Genomic DNA, 17,430 nt, shown 5'->3' with positions numbered 1-17,430 from the left:
CGCACCCCATCCACGAAAGGACACCAACGATGACCATGACACCGCACCTCATTTCTGAATTCCTGACCCCATGGGTGACCGCCGCGGTGGCCTACCCATTCGTGTTCATGGCGTTGCGCCGGGTCGCCGGCATGGCTCCCCGGGTCGTCGCGTCGCTGCGAACAGCCTGCGCGCCCGTCGCCCGGCTTCAACGTTGGCGCAACGTCTGGTCGCTGGAGGAACACCGCCGTCGCCGCGGCGCAAGGGAAACAACGTCCGGCCAGATGTATCCGGTCGTCCTGCACGTCTTGTCTGACGGCCACGGGGAGTTGCGCGTCGTGCTCCCGGACAACCGCCGACCGGCATCGACTGCCAGAGACATGGCGACTCTGGTGCTGATGCTCGTGGGGGCGACCGGTCTCGGACTCGTGATCGACGATGTCATCCCGGCAACGCAGTGGTGGTCGCAGCCGCTGACCTCCGGGTGGGCCGTCAGCTACGGGTTCGCGATGGTCCTTGTCGCCTTCGTCGTACAGCTCCTGTACCTGGTGGCCGCACTGCTGATCGTGATCACCGGATTGGTGCTGCTGACGTGGCTTGCCGAACCGGTCTCGGACGAACCAGACTCCCCCAACCGTATGCAGGTGATGGGGGGTGCCGTCCATGGATTGTGGCACAACGCCTTTCGCCGGGGTCGCCCTGCACGTGAAGCGGGACGAGCCTGATGCGGGCGCGCTGGGCGCAGCTGCGGTGGCAGCTTCGGCGCATCCCGGGCCGCACCAAGTTGGGGTTGGCGATCGCCGCCGTCGCGATCGCCGGCCTGGTCTGGCAGCACTACACCGGCACGGACACCCCCGCGGCGCAGGGCGGCCAGAGTTCTGTCGAGGCCACTGACGAACACGCCGGCGGCGACCACGGCCATGACCACGGCAGCGACGGGCACGCGCACGGCGAGTACCAGCCCGACCCGTCCACGATGGCGCCGCCCCCGGATTTCTCGCCCGACGCGGCCCGCGTCACAGCGTCCCGATTCGCGTCAAACTTCGCCTCCCCCAACGGAAACCACGACGACTGGTTGGCGCGGATCACGCCGGACGTGATGCCCGAGCTGCTCGATCAGTACCGGCTCACCGATATCCGCAACATTCCGCAGACCGCGGTGGCTCAGGTCAATGGCCCGATCGGCAGCAACCCTGCGGTCCCGACGTATCAGGTCAGCTACGCCGACGGCTCCCGTATCGAAGCCACGTTGGAGATGGACAGCACCGGCTGGAAGGTCAGCAGCGTCGTCCCTGTCGACGCCCCGGCCTCGGATGTTCCTGTCCCGACCCCGGCGGCCGCGACCCCGGTAAATGAGGTCGGCTGACCCATGGAACCCATGGAATGGGTAGCGGCGCTGCGGCTGGCCTGGGGCCACCGCCGCAAGTTCTACGCCGCTGCCGTCCTGCTGGTGCCGTTCGTGGTGACCATGCTGCTGCTGGTCTTCGTGCTATTGGCCGGCGGGGGCGCGTCCTCGCCGGCAGCGACCGTCGTGACCCCACGCTGCCAGCAGCAGTTGCAGTCCCAGGGCATCAGCGCCGATACCGGAAAGTCGTTCGGCCCCGGCCCGATCAACAACGGCAAGGCCGTCATCGCCACCGGTCTGCAGATGCGAATCCCCGAAAAAGGGATCATCGTCGCGCTCGCGACCGCACTGCAGGAATCGGGGCTGCGCAACCTGGCCAACCCGAATGTTCCTGAGTCAGAAGCATTTCCACACGAGGGTGAAGGCCACGACCACAAGTCGGTCGGCATCATGCAGCAGCAGCCCTGGTGGGGGACCATCCGCGACCTGATGACCCCCGGGGTGGCGGCGCAGAAGTTCTACATCGCCCTGCTCAAAGTCGGCGGCTGGGAAAACATGGCCCCCACCGTCGCCGCCCAATCCGTGCAGCGCTCGGCGTTCCCGGACGCCTACGCCGACGATGTCGCCGCCGCGACCCTGTTCTACCGCCAGCACGTGCGTGAGGTGCAGGCGAGCTCGGGTGAGCCCGCGCCGCCGGCGGCAACCCAGGACCCCGAGGGCCGCGACGTGTGCGGCGCTGTCGAGAACCCCGACACCGCCGGGGTCAAGCCCGGCACCCCCGCTGGAGTGGCTGCGGTCAAGTTCGCCGAAGCCGAGATCGGGTTGCCCTACATCTGGGGCGGCGGGTCCCTCAACGGGCCCACAGGTGGCGGTTTCGACTGCTCCGGACTGGTGCTGTACGCGATCTTCCAAGCCTCCGGTCATCACATCGCCCTGCCCCACTTGACCTTTGACATGGTGCGCTACGGCCGCGCGGTTCCGCGCAACGCCGTCGCACCCGGCGACCTGGTGTTCTCCATGCCGGAAGCGAACCCGAACAACGGAGTGACCGGCCCCGGCCACGTGCAGATGGTCGTCAACCCCACCACCGTCGTGGAGGCCTCCACCTTCGGCGTCCCGGTCAAGCTGTCCCCCTTCCCCCAGCACTTCATGGTCATCAAACGCGTGCTCTGAGAAAGGAATTCACTATGGCTCTCTGGAATGCGAATGGACTGATCCCCAGTCCCGCACGCGACGTTGTTGGCGTCGTTGGGTTGACCGCACTGGGAGTCGCCGCCGTGGTGGTCGTGGTCGCGACATGGTTGGCAGCGCGTCGCCCGGCCGTCGCTACCGATAACCCCACCAGCGAACTCTTTTCAATGTCCTGGGGGATAGCGAAAATCCTCGTGATCCTCGGGTCGATGTTGCTGCTGATCTGGTCGCTGCCATGGCTGATGGCCCACAGCAACGACGCACCCGGGCCAATCCTGATCCCGCATACAGAATGGTGGACCTGACAATGCATCTACCCCGTCCCCGGGTCCTGCTCGCCGCCATCATCGCCGTCGCGGCGATTGCCGGACTGGCCTGGCAGCACTACCACCGGCAGCCGGTCGCCGGCACAGCCACTGCGCCGCCGGCGAGCGCGGGCGCGCCCGAGCAGGACCCGGGCGACAGCTTCGAGCAGCTCGCCCCGCCGACGGTAAGCCTGGATGCGAACTCGGCTGCGGACGCCAAAGCGGTGGTGACCCGCTTCGCCACGAATTTCGGGTCCCCCAACGGCAATCACGACCTCTGGCTGGCCCGCCTCACCCCCGACGTGTCGATGCAGCTGGCCGAGCAGTTCCGGTTGACCGACATCCGCAACGTCACCCAGGCCTCGGTGACCGTGGTCGACGGCCCGGTGCGCCAGGCACCCGCGAGCATGACGTTCGACGTCACCTACGACGACGGATCGCGCATCGAAGTCCGCGTGGAGCCCGGTCCGGACGGATGGAAAGCGGTCAACGTGCTGCCGCTGAGCGCCAACGGTCTGCCGGCCCCCTCAGCTGACCTGACCGACCCGGCGGGCCCGGAAGCGCCCGCCACCGATGAAGGGAGCCGCTGATGGCCGCGGCGAGCAAGACAGTCCCCGGCAAGGGGGACGGCGCGCGGGGAGGGTCGGCTGCGTCCGGCCGGCCGTTCGCCACCGTCAACACCGAACTCAACAAGCCCTATGTGCCCGGGGAAAGCCCCGCCGAGCTCAAAGAGGCCGCCGAGACCTGGCCGTGGCTGATCCTGGCAGCGGTTGGGGTCGTCGCCCTGCTGGGCTACGTGCGGGGATGGCCGCTGCTGCAGCAGTTCCTGTACCGGCCGTCGCCAGCGCGGGACTACGTGCTGCCTCCGTCGGCACACCCGCTGTATGTGATCGCCGGTGTCGGCGTCGGGTGGTTCTGGCTGCTGTTCATCGCCGTGCCCCTGGCGGCGGCCGCGCTCGCGGCGCTGTGGTGGGCGCTGCAGGCCATGGCCAACCACCGGGCGCGCACCGGACATGTGGGGCACCTGCGTCCCGGTCAGGTCTGGCCTGGTGAGCAGTACCCCGCGGTGCCGATGATCCTGGCCGCCGCGGCGCTGCTGCTGGCCACCAGTGGGGCGCTGCTGCGGTGGTCTGGTCACATCGCGGCCCTGCTGGTCGGCCGGCTGCTACTGGTGGCCGTGCTGGCGGTGATGGGGTTCGGGTTCGTGCAGTTCGCCCGCTGGGCCTACGCCCGCGCCGGCATCACCAGCCAGATCAACAAGATCACGTTCCTGGCGACCCCGGCACTGGGCTGGCCCGACCCTCGGGCCGGGCGGGTCAAGCCGGTCAAGTGCGCCTACCCCCGCGGGGAGAAAGCGTTCCCGAGTGTGGTGCGGTTGCTCTACAGCAAGCATCCCCGCGAGGTGAGCGACGAGATGATCGCCGAGATTTCCGCGGTCATGACCGACATCACCGGCCACACCTACCAGTTCGAGCACGACATGATGACGCGGTCGCTGACGGCGACCGAGGCCGTGATCGTCGAGCAGGACCCGGTGGAGGACGCCGAATCGGTGCTCGGACCGATGGTGGCGTTGTGGTTCGATGCCGCGGCGCGCATCGTGTCGGTGGTGGTGTCCCCGCCGGTCGTCGACGAGGACGGTGACGGCCTGGAGGACGTCGACATCGATGAGGAGCTCGCGCAGCGGTCCGCGGTGACCGGCAACGACGCGATCGCCGCACAGATTCGCGAGTTCACGATCTCGTTCGCCTACACGATCAAGGTGAGCTCGGCGTACCGGCGCGGGGTGATCGAGGGCATGGTCTGCGACTCGCTCGGCGGGTCCTGGGAAGCCGAATGGTCGATGGCGTCGCGTCGGGTGCGGTTCGTGCGCAGCCCGGGCCTGCCCACGATGGTCGACCCGCCGCTGGAGTTCCCGGTGGTGACCCGGTCGACGATCCGTTCGCTGTACAAGAAAACCTGCATCCCGTTCGGTATCGACGCCTACGGCAACGTGATGGAGTGGGATTTCCGGCAGTCGCCGCACTTCCTGATCGCCGGAGCCACCTCGACCGGTAAGACCTCACTGTTGATGACGGTCGCCACCCAGTGCACCCGCCGCGGCATCAACGTGGTGTGGGTGGACCCGAAGGGCTTTGACTCCCCCGGTATGCGGAACTGGCCGAACTGCTCGCTGGTGACCGCCGGCACCGACGAGGACGGTCTGGTCGGTCACACCGCGGCGCTACGATTCTTGGCCGACACCATGCGTGACCGGCTGAGCCAGGTGAAGATCAACCCGAACAAGGCCGACGATTTCGATCCGATCGTGCTGATCACCGACGAATTCTCGAACCTGGTGGTGGCGTTGGCGGAGTTCTACAAGACCTACCGCACCACCAAGGAACGGGGCGAACCGCCGACCTCGACGGACGTCGGCATCCTGCTGCGTACCGCGCGTGCGGTGGCCATTCACATGGCCATCGGCATCCAGCGCCCGGACACCATGTACGTCGCCGGTGAGGCCCGAGACAACACCGGTCTGCGGGTCGCGATGGGTCGGCTGCGGTCGAAGGATGCGGCCATCATGATGTTCAACGATGCGGTCGCCGGAACCCGGCTGCAGCCGGGGATCAAAGGCCGCGGCACGGTGCAGCTTCCCGATGGCACATTCCGGGAAATGCAGGCGTTCTACACCCCGCGCGTGCCCGCCACCGCCGAGCAGGAAGCCGCGCTGACCGATCACGAGAAAGAGATTCTGGACGAGCTGCGCAACGTCGACAGTTTCTGGCCGCGACGTGTGGTTGATTCGGCGCTGCGGGGCTATGACCCGGAGGACGACGACGAAGACAACAAAATGTCGTTCAAAAAGATCCGGGACTCGCGAATCGTGCTGGCCTCCGATCGGCCTGATTTGGACCCGATGTCCGACCGGTATGTGCGGCCCCTGCCGCCGGAACGGCGGCCCACGATGGATGACGATCACGCCGAGCCCGACCCTGACGAAGAGGCCGCAACGTGGCGGCCGCTGGGGTTGTCCGGGGGACCGAAAGCGGCCGACGGTGCGGCGGTGCCATCGACATTCGCCGGCCCGGTCGACGGTTTCGACGACGACTACGAGCCGACCACCGACGAGGAATACGGGCCCGTCATTCCGGTCACGGCCAACGAACTGCGCCGCGGTGACCTGGTGGACGTTTCCGTTGACGGTGTCCAGGACTGGCGATACGTTCACGCTGAGCCCTACCTCAGCGACGACGCAGACGGTTCTGACCGGCTCGTGATCCCTTTCCGGGACCTCGAAGACGGCGGCAATGTGGCCGACATCGACGTCGATCCGTACGAAGTGATGCAGGCTCGCCAACTGCATATGAACTGACCAGAAGGAGCCCCATGGCTGCCAGGAGAAAGTCCGGCCGATCCGCAGCGGAAGCGGCATATGCCGCCCTGCACAAAGAGAACACCGCCCTGGTCGGCGACGTCGGGGAAGCGTGGGACGACCTCGACGGCGCACTCAAGCAGGCAGCGGAACTGCAGAAGAGGTACGAGGACGCCCGCACCGCGGCGGTCAAGGCCGGCGCGGTCACCAACGACCAGCTCGACTCCATGGGCTACAAGAAATCCCCGAAAATCCCTGCACTGCCGGCCCGCGGCGGCGAGGAGCCGGCCAAGAACGACAGCGCCAAAGCCGCACCCGCCACCAGCGGCGAGCAGGGGCGGGCAGATCACAGCAGCAACGGTGCCGAGGGGGCACCGCAACTGGCGTCGGTAGGCGCCACCAGCGGAGAGGATCAGCACTGAGATGAGCAGCCCGATCGAACTTCTCGCCGAGGAGTCGCAGCAGCAGCATCTGCGGTACCACCAGCTGTACGGCACCAGCCCCGTGCGCGGTGACGGACTGCGCGACGTGGCCCGCCTGAGCCGCGAGGTGGCCCTGCGGGCCATCGAGGTCCGCCAGGGAGTCCTCAATCTCAACTTCTCCACGGAGGTGACCGGATGAGCGGCGGACCTTTCGCCCTGGCCACCGGACGCGACCACTTGCCGCTGGACGCGTTCGGCAACGGCGCAGACGCCGGCGCGGACGCCACCGACGCCAGCGCTGATGTAAACGTCAACGGCGCCAACGATGTGGCGGCCAACTCCTCGGCCGAAGCCAAGGAAATCGCCGCCGTTCCCGATCCCCAGTCCCCCGCCGGTCAAGCGGCCATCCTGGCGATCATCGAGAAGTATCAAGGCAAAAGCGCTGGGACGGTGGAGAGTTCAGCGGCGACCGAGCAGTCCAACGGCAGCCAGGCCGCCGAGGGCAAGAGCGACAGCAAGGACGATCACAAGAGCGACAGCAAGGACGACAGCAGCGACGGCTCGGGTTCGGGCAGCGGAGGCGGCGGCCTGGCGGACGTCCTCAGCGCGTTGCTCGGCAGCGGCGGATCAGGGATGAGCGGAATGAACCCGTTCGGCCAAGGCATGGGCGGCAGCCCGTTCGGCCAAGGCATGGGCGGCAGCCCATTTGGCGACCCCTACGCCGCTCAACAGGCAGGAGCCACGCAGGCCGCCAACCCATTCGCCGACCCGTTCGCCACCCCGGGCGGCGCGACCCCAGCCACCCAAACCGCGGCCTACAACTCGGCAGCCGACCCCTTCGCCTCCACCCCTTCCGCGGGCACGGGCACGGTCACCAACGCCAGTAGCACCACCTCGGCGGACCCATTTGCCGCCAATACCAGCGAGGGCACGAGCGACAGCAAGCCCGATGGCAAGTCCGATGGCAGCAAGACCGATGGCGGCGGCGATGCCACCGCGACCGCGTCCGGTGGGCCGTCGAGCGGGGTGGACGTTGGCGCGTTCTCCGGCACGGACGGTTCTGCCGTGCCCGCTGACCCGGCCGCGGCCACGTCATAGGCAGGTCACCCATCGTCATGTCATCCACCGCCGTCAGCAGCGCACCGGTCACCTCCTGGTGGTACGGGCAGGGCGGCGCAGTCGGGGTAGTACGGCGCCTTGAAGCGCTGTACACACTCAACCCCCCGCCGGCGACCGCCGGACTGGTCACCGCCCGCCTCGACGAGCTCACCGCGACCTTCGTGCAGGCGCTGCGGGTACCGCTGCCGCAGCCGTGGCACCCTCTCGACAGCGGATCGGAATCCCGAATCGCCTGGGATGCAGTTGATCCCGGCACCGAGCCGGACCCGCTGCACCCGGTGTATCTGGTGGTGTTCGGCACCACTGAGGACGGCGGGCTGATCGCGATGAACCTGGCCGCGTTCGCCCGTATCCGCATCGACGGCGACCGGGCCACCACGACCGCACTGGTCAGTCGCTGGGTGCTGGAGCTGCTCGCGACGCACCCGAGCATCACCATCGGGGTGACCGATGACGTGTGGTCAGGCCCGCTGACCACACGCGTGAGGCCGGTACGGGTCGGGGCCGTGCCCGATGTCGACGTGCTCGTCTGCGGCCCGGACCTGTCCTACACCGACCGGGCCCAGATCGTGTCCAACGCCACCAGCCGGATCATGGTCGACCTCGGCAAGGACGCCGCGGTGGACTCCAAATGGACGATCAGCTGCGGCCCCGACCGCGTCGGCCAGCTCAGCAACGGTGGGGCACAGTCGATTACAGCGACACTGATCCTGCCCACCGGGGACACCGTGGACCGCTGCGCCGACCTGCTCACCGCCTCCCCCACCGCGACGGTGCCTCCGCGTGCGCCGGCCCCGCCGGCCCCGCCGGCGCCGTCGGTCGCCGGTGACGACGACCCGGTCACCGACCCGGCGATGCCCGTGGCCGTGGCGGAGTCAGCCGGTGACATCGACGCGAGGGACGACGCGATCGATTTCTTCGAGCCCCACGCCGGCGGCGACCTCGTCGACGACGTCGATGAGGTCGATGAAGGACCGCCATGGGTTGTCGACGAGCCGCCCGTCACCGCCCAGCCCGAACCTGCCCCGCCGGCCGTGCCGGCACCCGTAGCGGTCCCCGCACCGGCGGCCGTGGCCCCGGTGCCCGAGGAGCCCCCAGCGCTTCCGGTGGTGGCGCCGATGTGGAATCGTCTGCTCGGCCAGCTGACCATGAGCCCCCCACATCCCGGCCAGGAACCCGGGGTGCGGGAAAAACGCCTCAACGAACTGCTGGTGTACCTGCAGATGAACCCATGGGTCAGCACCACCGACATCGTCCGCAGCGTCTACCGCGACGGCGCCTCGGACAAGACGGTCACCCAGCAGATATCGCTGCTGCGGGCCCGCCTCGGCGTCATCCACACCGGCGGGCCAAAAGCCCTGCCCCCCATGAGCGATGGCGCCTACCGCCTCGACGGCGCGGTTCGCTCAGACTGGATGGAATTCGAGCGGCTGGTGGAAATCCGCCCCGAAACCACCGCCCCCGGACATCTGATCGCGGCCATGGCGCTGGTCACCGGCCCGCCGCTGGGCGGGGTCACCCCCAAGGAATGGCCCTGGGCCACGAACCTGCGCGAGCAGCTGCGCGACCGCATCCCCGGCGCCGCGGTGGTCCTGGCTCGACACCACTACGACGCCCAAAGATTCAGTGACGCAGTGGAAATCGCGCGTAAAGGCCTGTGGTACGACAACGCCCGCCAAGACCTGTGGCAGGTTGCGCTCCAGGCCGCGCTCGACGGCCACGAGCACGACGCCTTCAAAAAGTTGCGCGGCCAATACCTCAACACCGTCGCCGGGGCCGACCAGGACCCGGCGGTACTCGATCTGACCAAACAAGCAGGGTAGGAATTGCCGTGGATAACGCCATGCACTCGATCGTGTTGTCGCAGTTCAAAACCGATGATGACGACGTCATCACCACCGCATCGACCGACCCGGAGGCCTTATCGGTCTCGGTGAACACCTGCGGCGAGATCGTCGATGTCGATGCCCAGGCGAGCAAGCTGCGGCCCCTGGGTGGCGAAGGCCTCAAAGAGTTGTTCGTGGGGTGCGCCCAGTCGGCGTTCACCCACCGATACGACCCGCTCATGGAGGACTAGATGACGGTGGTGTCCCAGGGCTTGGCGAGTCAGAGCACCGACGCGCTCTCGGCGTTGCTCGGGACGAATCGAGCCGCGACCGACCACCTGCGCCGGCTGGTGCGCACCAGCGGGTGCGCGACCCTGCCGGAGCTGGCGGCGCATCTGGCCGGATCGGAGCGCGCCACGACCGGTGAACGTGCTTCGTCCCGGTCGGCTGCGGTAGCGATCCTGGGCGACCCGACATCGTTAAGAGACAACAGTTTCGGGCAGCGGCGGCGTTGCAGCAGAAGCGCCGTGAGGCACAGCGCGAGGCCAACGAGATTCTTGCTGGGTGGGGCCCGTCCCCCGGTGCAGTGGTAGCCGAGCAGGGGGAAGGAAGCCATGGGGCAGCTCGACGTCAACCCAGCTGACCTGTTGAAGGCAGCCGGCGACTATACGGACCTGTCAGCCCAGGTGGCGCAGCTGTCGCCCCAGGCTGTCGCGCAGATTCAGGCGGTGGCCGCTTCGCACGGCCCGATGGGGTACCCGACCGCGGTCGGGATCGCGATGGGCCTGGCGAACCGAGAGCCGGCGGTACAGGCCAAGGCGGCCCAGTTCAGCACCTACTCGGATCGGCTCAACGGGCACGCTGCCACCTACGTCGAGCAGGACCGCGCCGCGGCCGCCAAGCTCAACGCGATCGTCTTCCCCGAGATGCACGTGGACCCCAAGCCGAAACCGGACACACCGACGAAGTGGGTGGTGTGCTGGCTGCCCAGCCCGGACGCCGACCCGGCCCGCTACTGCCCGGCCGACACCACACGGATCGAGTACGTCGACAGCAAAGGCCAGTGGATTCAGAAAGACGTCGAGACCGGCGCCGAAACGAACCTCAACGACATCGCCCGACCGGGAGTGCAGTACCTGCCCGGCCCACCGACCGGCCCCCCGCCGCCGGGGATCACCGACCGGTTGTGGCCCGACAAGAACGGCAACCTGGTCCAGGAGAGCGGGGGGCAGAGCGGTGAACCGCCGAAGATGCGCGTGTTTCCGCCGGGGAAGATCAGTTGGTGAGGTCAGCTGATGCGGTCAAAACGGTCCGCAACCCTCGCGGGAAGTGCCCTTCACCAGGTACAAAGGGCAGTAGGGGGCTGGGCGCCCGCGGTATCTGCCCGGGTGCGGCGCACGCCGCGCGGCCGGTGCTGACCGACGAGCGCCCCATACGCCGGCGTCGCCGGCAGTGACAGGGAGGGAGAAACATGGCGAGCACTGAACCGCTGAACCCAGGCGAGGACGCCGGGTACCGGTCCACCGAAATCGCTTAGAACGCAGGAGAACACACGATGACTCAGCCCAACCCGACTCCCCAGCCCACACCGCCGCCGGTGACCCCCGGCGAAAGCCCGATGGGCATGTCACCGCTGTGGCCGTCGGTCAAGCCCGCGGCTCCCGCGCCGGCCCCCGAGCCCCCGCCGGTACCGGTGAACCCCGGCGAAAGCCCGATGGGCATGTCGCCGCTGTGGCCGGTCACACCTCAAGCCCCGGCACACACCACCCCGGCGCCGGACCCCGGACCGCCGCCGCGCATCGTCTACCCGGACGGCCCTCCCGGATCGCACGGCCCGATGGGCATGTCGCCGCTGTGGCCGACCACCACACCCAAGGCCCCGGACGGTGCTCCGGGTGCCCCGATGCCGCGTTCGACCCTCGACGGGATTCACGGCACCCGCGATGACGACCCGGTCCGCTGGCACCCCAGCCATCCCGGGGAGCTGCCGCCGTACTGGATGAACAGGTACGTGCAAGACAAGAACGACCCGGATCTGTGGTGGCCGGACAAGCGGCCCGACGCCCCCGGCTCGACGCACCCCGCGTCCTACGACCCGAACAAAGACGCCAAGAAAGCCGACGGCGCGGGGCAGGCCAACAAGCTCGACGTCAACCCGGCGGACTTGAACAATGTGGCCACCCAGTACGCCGACCTGCAGCGCCAAGCCGCAGCGATCGGGCCGGCGGCCGTCGACGAGGTCAACCGCATCATCGCCACCCATGGGGCGATGGGATACCCGGTGGCTGTCGGTGTGGTCGCGGGCCTGGCCCAAAAACAGGCCGCGATGGAAGCCAAGACAGCGCAGTGGGGCGTGTACGCCGACCGGTTCAACGAGCATGCCGCGACCTATCGAGGGCAGGACGCTGCCGGCGCGGCCGGCTATCAGCAGGTCCAGTTTTCCGCGTAGGCGTGAGGTTAGGGGGACGTCGTGGCGCTGGACATCGACACCGACGCGTTGCGTCGGGCAAGCGAATTCGTCAGTAACGCAGGCGAATTCCTGCATCCCGACCTGACCATGGACGTTCCCCCGTGCGGGAGCGACACGGTGTCCCAGGCGGTGATGAACAACCTCAACGCGCGCCGGCGCTGGCTGGTGGCTCACGTGCAGTCCGGCGCAACCCAGGCATCCAACGCCTCGGCGGCCATCACCGACACCGCCGGCGCGTACGAGGCCACCGACGCCGCCGGCGCGGCCGGATACGGCGGCGGTGGCTCACCGGCCGCTCCGGCATCCACCTCGAGCGCGCCGGCGTCCGGGTCGCCCGGCCCGGTCAGCATGCCCACGGTCTCCCCCATTCCCGACATCAGCGGCACCGAAGGCGAGACGTTGGCCACCCAACTGGTCACCGGCGCCGGCCCGGCCCCGGCGACAGCGGCGGCCACCCAGCTGACAACGCTGGCCGGTCGCGCGCACGCGGCCAACGCCAGCCTGACCGAAGCGCAGGGCCACATCGTGGCGGCCGGGCAGTCCGAAGCGCACCCCGGCCTCATGCGTCGGCTCACCCAAGCCATCTCGTGGACCGCTGGAGTCGCCGGACACGCTGATGCGCTGGCCGCCGGATACGGCGCGGCCGGTGATCTGCACACCACAACCATGACGGCCGTCGGACACCCCGCCGAATGGCAGACCCTCAAGACCGCATACACCGACGCGGTCATGGAAAACCAGATGACCGGGGGCCTTTCCCAGCCCAAAGTCGATGCCCTGCAAGCGGCCCTGACCGACAAAGAGACCCAGAAAACCGCGGCGATGAACGGCTACCAGGTCGGCGGCGAAACCGTCAGCACCCCACCCGGTGATCTGCCCGATCCAGGACTGGACCCAGGCAAGGCCAGCTCGGACAAGAACGCCGGTAAGACCGACAAGGCCGCGAAGAACCCCCTGGGCGGCGAGGACGGCAAAGGCGGCGGGCTCCAGGACATGCTCGGCCCCCTCATGGGTGCGCTCGGCCCGCTGACCCAATCCCTCGGCCAGAACAATCCCCTGTCGACGCTGGGGCAGGCCGCCCAGCAGATCGGCCAGCAGGTATCCAAGCTCGGCGGGGAGGCCGCCAAGAAAGCCGCCAGCCCGATCAAACCGGCGGCGCTGGCCAAACCGGCAGGCCTGGGTAAAGGCAGCGGCGGCGCCGGCAAGGGCGGCGGCGGCAGCAGCCCCATCAAACCGTCCAACCCGCTCGGCGGTGTGCACGCTTCGTCGCTGTCGGGGTCGCCGTCGGCGACCAAGGCCACCGGTGAGCCGATCAAGCCCGCCGCGGCCGCCGCGACGCGCGCCGCGGGTGCTGGTTCTGGCAGCGGCATGGGCATGATGCCGATGGGGCACAAGCCCGGCGGTGACGGGAAAGCCGAGAGAATCCGCAGCTACGAAAGCCCGCTGCCTGAGGTGGAAGATGCCGGCCGCGACGGGATCGACGGCCAGGTTCAAGCGCAGCCGGCGCCGGTGGTCAACCCTGCGTCGACGAGTGCGATCAAAGAGCGCATCGCCAAGCGCAAACGCTCCGAGGCCGTCGACAGCCAGAGCTAGGAAGAGACGTTGGCCGTCGTGTCGCATTTCTGTGCCACGCTGATGGCATGAGTGCTCGACAGGGGAATCCGGGACACCGGATCGGCACACACACAGCAGTGGGGGCCGGTGTCATCGACGAGCCCAACGCCGCTCAGACCACACCAGTCCACCACCGTTAGGCGCAGCATGGATATTCCGCTTCACCCCGCAGTCACCGCCGAAATCGCGCGTGGCCGTGAGCTTTTGGAACGCGTACGCACGGCCCGCCGCAATGTCGCCGCGCTGAAGGTGACCATCCCCTGCCCCGACGGCGACAACACGATCACCTTCGCCGGAGACGGGATGGTCACCGACGCCACCTTCGTCGACGACATCTTCGACCGCTACCCCGGCGAGGAGCTCCGCGAGCTGCTGCTGGACATGTCCGCCGAAGGGTACGCGCAGGTGTCGAGCAAGGTCACCGGGGAAGTGGCGGCCGCGCTGGAGCAGCGATGAGCCTCATCGAACAGTTCGAGCACAGCTGCATCGCGCTGGGCGCCGAGGTGTACGGGCGGCGCCAGATTCCCGATAAACGCGTCGCGCGCAACGCATTTGAGCGCCTGACCGCCCAGCACCCGGACCAGTGTGACGGCTGGCTGGGCCTGGCCGCCGCCGGCGGCGCCCAGCGCGACATACTCGAGCACGCCTATCGGGCGATCGACACCGCCGGTGAACTGATCGCCGGGTCCGATGTCGCCGCCAACGCCCTGGATTTCACCTTCGACACCGGCCTGTACGTGAGTCTGCCGGCCCGCGGCGCCGACGGAGCGATCCTGGCGCTGGCCGCCGCCCGGGTCGCCGACGGCGAGTTCGAGGCAGCGCATGCACTGATCGATCAGCGGATACAGCACGCCCAACCCGTACTCGCGGGCTGGATGCTCGCCGTCATCTACTTCAAGGCCAAGCGCTGGCACGACGTCCGCCGCGTGTTGGCCCCGCTGACCCCGAAGCTCACCCCGGAAAGCGACCCGTATCTGTACCAGGCGATGTCGGTCGCACAAGGCCTGGCCGAGGCTTATCTGGGCATGTGGGACAAGGCCTATGAGCGACTGCGGTCGCTGGGCCGCGGGCCGATCGCCTCAGCGAGCGGCGACGCACTGCTGACCGCCGCGGTGTCGGCCCGGGCGCTGGGCCACACCGACGAGGCCACCACGCTGCTCAACGAGGCCTATGCCGTCGATGGGATCGACGAATCGGTCCGCTCCACGATCGCCACAGCGCTCAGTGACCCCGGCTACGGCATCATCCCGACCACTGCCGCACGCATCGACGCCCGCAGCGACTACTGGGATGCGGCCACCGAGCCCGGCGAAAAGGACTTCGTGCGCCAACTCGGCGCTGACCGGCGGGCAGAACTGAACGCCGAAGCGGACGCAGAACTGGCCCAGCTCGTTGGCATGGCCGACGTCAAAGAGCAGATCGAACGGCAGGTGGCCAGCGCGGTCGCCGACGAACGCCGCGCCAAGCGGGGCCTTCCGGTGCGCCACAAGTCCAAACACCTAGTGATCAAAGGCCCGCCCGGGACCGGTAAGACCACTCTCGCCCGCGCGGTCGCCAAGAAATCCTGCGCCGCAGGCATCATTCCCGCCTACATGTTCCTCGAAGTGGGTCGCGCCGACCTGGTGGACAAGGTCATCGGCGGCTCCGAACACAAGATCACGACCATGATCAACAAGATCGTCGAAAACGGCGGCGGTGTGCTGTTCATCGACGAGGCCTACCTACTGACAAGCACCAACTCCGAGAACGACTTTGGGCCGATCGTGCTCGGTATCTTGCTGCCCGCCCTGACCAACCACGCCGACATCTTGATGGTGATCGTCGCCGGATATGCCGACCTGATGGATCAATTCGTCGACTCCAACGATGGTCTGCGGTCCCGATTCACGCGCAGCATCACCCTGCCGACCTACACCGTCGACGAGCTCGTCGAGATCACCGTCCTCAAAGCGACCCTCGGCGGCAGTGTCATCGAGGACTTGCAGCCGCTGCGCGACGCCTACACCAGCTTGTCCAAGTCCACGGCCCTGGACAGCACCCAAACGCGCCGCCCCGCGATCGACGTGCTCGGCAACGGACGCCTGGCCGAAAACCTCATCGGTTTCGCCGAGGAGGAGCGCGACTTCCGCCTGCATCGCGAAGGCAAGGGCGACGACGCCACCGACGAAGAAATGCAGCTCATCACAAGCGCGGACCTCAAGACGGCGCTGGCCCGCGAACTCGCCCGCGCCGAACATGAGAACCACATCGAATTGTCCAGTGACACAACGGGAGCGTCGCGATGACCATGCCCGACAGGCGGCCCCGCCGCGGCTTCAAATCCAAGAGCCCCCTGCTGAGCTCGTCCAGCAAGCGCGAGCAGCCCTGGGGTTTTGTCACCCGCCATCAGATCTCCGGGTGGCGGTTCCTGATCCGACGGATCAGCAATGCCGTCGCGCTCAGGGACACCCGCATGCTCACCGACCCACTGCGCCGGCAGGGCCGGGCCCTGAGTGTCGGTGCGCTGCTCGCGGCAGTCATGTGCGCCTTCGCCTTCATCCTGTCGATCCTCAAACCCGCCGGCATCAGCGGCAACCAGGTGGTGCTCGCCGAACGCAGCAGCAACGAGCTGTACGTGCGGATCAACGACACCCTGCACCCGGTACTCAACCTGGCCAGCGCACGCCTGATCGCCGGCAAGCCCGACGACCCCACCCCGGTCAAACCCAGCGAGATCGACCGATTCCCGCTGGGCAACAAGGTGGGCATCCCCGACGCCCCGTCACGCATGGTGCAAAACGCCACCCGCGATGCACGCTGGCTCGTATGCGATGCCGCAGGCGGCCCCGACGCCGGCACCACCGTGATCGCCGGAGACCCCGTACCCGGGCCTGGCCACGCCAGCGCCATGGCCGCCAACACGGCGGTACTGGCCAGCATCGACGGCGGCAAGAGCACCTGGCTGATCTGGGGCAACAAGCGCAGCAAGATCGACCTGGCCAACGCACCTGTGGCGTCGGCGGTCGGCATCAGCGTCGACACTCCCGTGGCACGGCCAATCAACCGCACACTGCTCAATCTGATCCCGGAATCGCCTCCACTGGTGGTGCCGTTCATCCCCAACGCCGGTGACCCGCCCCGGTTCCCGTGGCCGGTCCCGGGCCAGGCCGCACCGCTGATCGGATCGGTGGTCGTCGATCACCAGGAGAACAACGCGCTGCGGTACTACGTGGTGGGCCCAGAGGGCATTCAGCCGATCTCCGCGGTGGTGGCCGCCATCTTGCGAGCCAACAACGCCTACGGGCTGATCGAGCCGCCAGCGCTGACCCCCGACCAAGTCGGCAAGGCCCCCAAGACCGATGTGGTCGCCGTCGACAGCTACCCCACCAGTCCGCTGCAGGTGCTCGATCCGGCGACCGACCCGGTGACCTGCGGTCAGTGGGTGAAGCTGGCCGGTGCGCCGACCTCGAGCCTGACGTTGCTGGCCGGTCCGAGCGTGCCGGTCGCCCCTGACGCCAAGCCCCTGACCCCTCCCGGGGGTGCAGCAAAAGTGCTGCTGCCGAAGGGAACTGGCTTCCTTGTGCAGGTCACCGGGCAGCAGCCCACGTCGACCACCAAAGAATCCGAGTTCTGGGTCTCTGACCTGGGTGTGCGATACGGGCTGGAATCCGAGAAGAACCAACCCACCACCCCAGCCCAAGCCCTCGGCCTAACCGCGGAGCCGCTGCCGATCCCCTGGTCGGTGCTCAGCTTGTTCGCCGCCGGCCCCACCTTGTCCAAAACCGATGCGCTGGTAGCGCACTGATCGAAAGACGATCTCTG

The 17,430-nt window shown here is 68.1% G+C and carries 18 protein-coding genes; 17 read left to right on the top strand and 1 reads right to left on the bottom strand.

Going from position 1 to position 17,430, the window contains the following annotated elements; genetic code table 11:
• The first annotated feature begins 29 nt into the window (after window positions 1–29).
• Genes ACJH6I_RS24020 through ACJH6I_RS23970 form a run of 11 tightly spaced genes read left to right on the top strand, consistent with a single transcriptional unit; the run spans window position 30 to window position 9,796 of the window.
• Window positions 30–704: a hypothetical protein gene (locus ACJH6I_RS24020; protein WP_406784616.1), complete on the top strand. Its 675-nt coding sequence runs from the start codon at window positions 30–32 to the stop codon at window positions 702–704.
• Complete coding sequence (locus tag ACJH6I_RS24015; protein ID WP_406784615.1) at window positions 704–1,345, top strand: hypothetical protein; 642 nt, start codon at window positions 704–706, stop codon at window positions 1,343–1,345. Before ACJH6I_RS24020 ends, ACJH6I_RS24015 begins: the two co-directional genes overlap by 1 nt.
• A 3-nt stretch (window positions 1,346–1,348) precedes the next feature.
• Entirely contained in the window at window positions 1,349–2,497 is a 1,149-nt protein-coding gene (locus ACJH6I_RS24010) for a C40 family peptidase (RefSeq protein ID WP_406784614.1), read from the top strand.
• A gap of 14 nt (window positions 2,498–2,511) precedes the next feature.
• Complete coding sequence (locus ACJH6I_RS24005) at window positions 2,512–2,820, top strand: hypothetical protein (protein WP_406784613.1); 309 nt, start codon at window positions 2,512–2,514, stop codon at window positions 2,818–2,820.
• A gap of 2 nt (window positions 2,821–2,822) precedes the next feature.
• Window positions 2,823–3,410: a hypothetical protein gene (locus ACJH6I_RS24000; protein ID WP_406784612.1), complete on the top strand. Its 588-nt coding sequence runs from the start codon at window positions 2,823–2,825 to the stop codon at window positions 3,408–3,410.
• Entirely contained in the window at window positions 3,410–6,178 is a 2,769-nt protein-coding gene (locus ACJH6I_RS23995; protein WP_406784611.1) for an FtsK/SpoIIIE domain-containing protein, read from the top strand. Before ACJH6I_RS24000 ends, ACJH6I_RS23995 begins: the two co-directional genes overlap by 1 nt.
• A 14-nt stretch (window positions 6,179–6,192) precedes the next feature.
• Window positions 6,193–6,600, top strand: coding sequence for a hypothetical protein (locus tag ACJH6I_RS23990; RefSeq protein WP_406784610.1), 408 nt, complete (start codon window positions 6,193–6,195; stop codon window positions 6,598–6,600).
• Between the two features lies 1 nt (window position 6,601).
• Window positions 6,602–6,799, top strand: a complete 198-nt coding sequence (locus ACJH6I_RS23985; protein ID WP_406784609.1) for a hypothetical protein — start codon at window positions 6,602–6,604, stop codon at window positions 6,797–6,799.
• Window positions 6,796–7,698, top strand: coding sequence for a hypothetical protein (locus ACJH6I_RS23980; protein WP_406784608.1), 903 nt, complete (start codon window positions 6,796–6,798; stop codon window positions 7,696–7,698). Before ACJH6I_RS23985 ends, ACJH6I_RS23980 begins: the two co-directional genes overlap by 4 nt.
• A gap of 17 nt (window positions 7,699–7,715) precedes the next feature.
• Entirely contained in the window at window positions 7,716–9,542 is a 1,827-nt protein-coding gene (locus tag ACJH6I_RS23975; RefSeq protein WP_406784607.1) for a bacterial transcriptional activator domain-containing protein, read from the top strand.
• 8 nt (window positions 9,543–9,550) lie between these two features.
• Window positions 9,551–9,796, top strand: coding sequence for a hypothetical protein (locus tag ACJH6I_RS23970; protein ID WP_406784606.1), 246 nt, complete (start codon window positions 9,551–9,553; stop codon window positions 9,794–9,796).
• Between the two features lie 29 nt (window positions 9,797–9,825).
• Here ACJH6I_RS23970 and ACJH6I_RS23965 read toward each other — a convergent pair whose 3' ends face one another.
• A complete protein-coding gene (locus ACJH6I_RS23965; RefSeq protein ID WP_406784605.1) occupies window positions 9,826–10,161 on the bottom strand; it encodes a hypothetical protein in 336 nt (111 codons plus the stop codon).
• Between ACJH6I_RS23965 and ACJH6I_RS23960 the strand changes: the two genes are divergently transcribed.
• The 6 genes from ACJH6I_RS23960 (at window position 10,160) to eccB (ending at window position 17,413) form a co-directional block, all read left to right on the top strand.
• Complete coding sequence (locus tag ACJH6I_RS23960; protein ID WP_406784604.1) at window positions 10,160–10,831, top strand: type VII secretion target; 672 nt, start codon at window positions 10,160–10,162, stop codon at window positions 10,829–10,831. The two genes, ACJH6I_RS23965 and ACJH6I_RS23960, sit on opposite strands and share 2 nt — an antisense overlap.
• Window positions 10,832–11,100: 269 nt before the next feature.
• Window positions 11,101–11,994, top strand: coding sequence for a hypothetical protein (locus ACJH6I_RS23955; RefSeq protein WP_406784603.1), 894 nt, complete (start codon window positions 11,101–11,103; stop codon window positions 11,992–11,994).
• A gap of 21 nt (window positions 11,995–12,015) precedes the next feature.
• On the top strand, window positions 12,016–13,608 hold the full coding sequence (locus tag ACJH6I_RS23950) for a PPE domain-containing protein (protein ID WP_406784602.1): 1,593 nt from the start codon (window positions 12,016–12,018) through the stop codon (window positions 13,606–13,608).
• 168 nt (window positions 13,609–13,776) lie between these two features.
• Entirely contained in the window at window positions 13,777–14,085 is a 309-nt protein-coding gene (locus ACJH6I_RS23945; RefSeq protein WP_406784601.1) for a hypothetical protein, read from the top strand.
• A complete protein-coding gene (eccA, locus tag ACJH6I_RS23940; protein WP_406784600.1) occupies window positions 14,082–15,914 on the top strand; it encodes a type VII secretion AAA-ATPase EccA in 1,833 nt (610 codons plus the stop codon). The genes ACJH6I_RS23945 and eccA overlap by 4 nt, the downstream gene beginning before the upstream one ends.
• Window positions 15,911–17,413, top strand: a complete 1,503-nt coding sequence (gene eccB / locus ACJH6I_RS23935) for a type VII secretion protein EccB (RefSeq protein ID WP_406784599.1) — start codon at window positions 15,911–15,913, stop codon at window positions 17,411–17,413. Before eccA ends, eccB begins: the two co-directional genes overlap by 4 nt.
• Window positions 17,414–17,430: the final 17 nt, after the last annotated feature.

This window comes from Mycobacterium sp. SMC-13, from assembly GCF_045311035.1.
Classification (GTDB): Bacteria; Actinomycetota; Actinomycetes; order Mycobacteriales; family Mycobacteriaceae; genus Mycobacterium.
The sequence above is the reverse complement of the archived record's forward strand: the minus strand, read 5'-3'. Positions and strand labels throughout refer to the sequence as shown.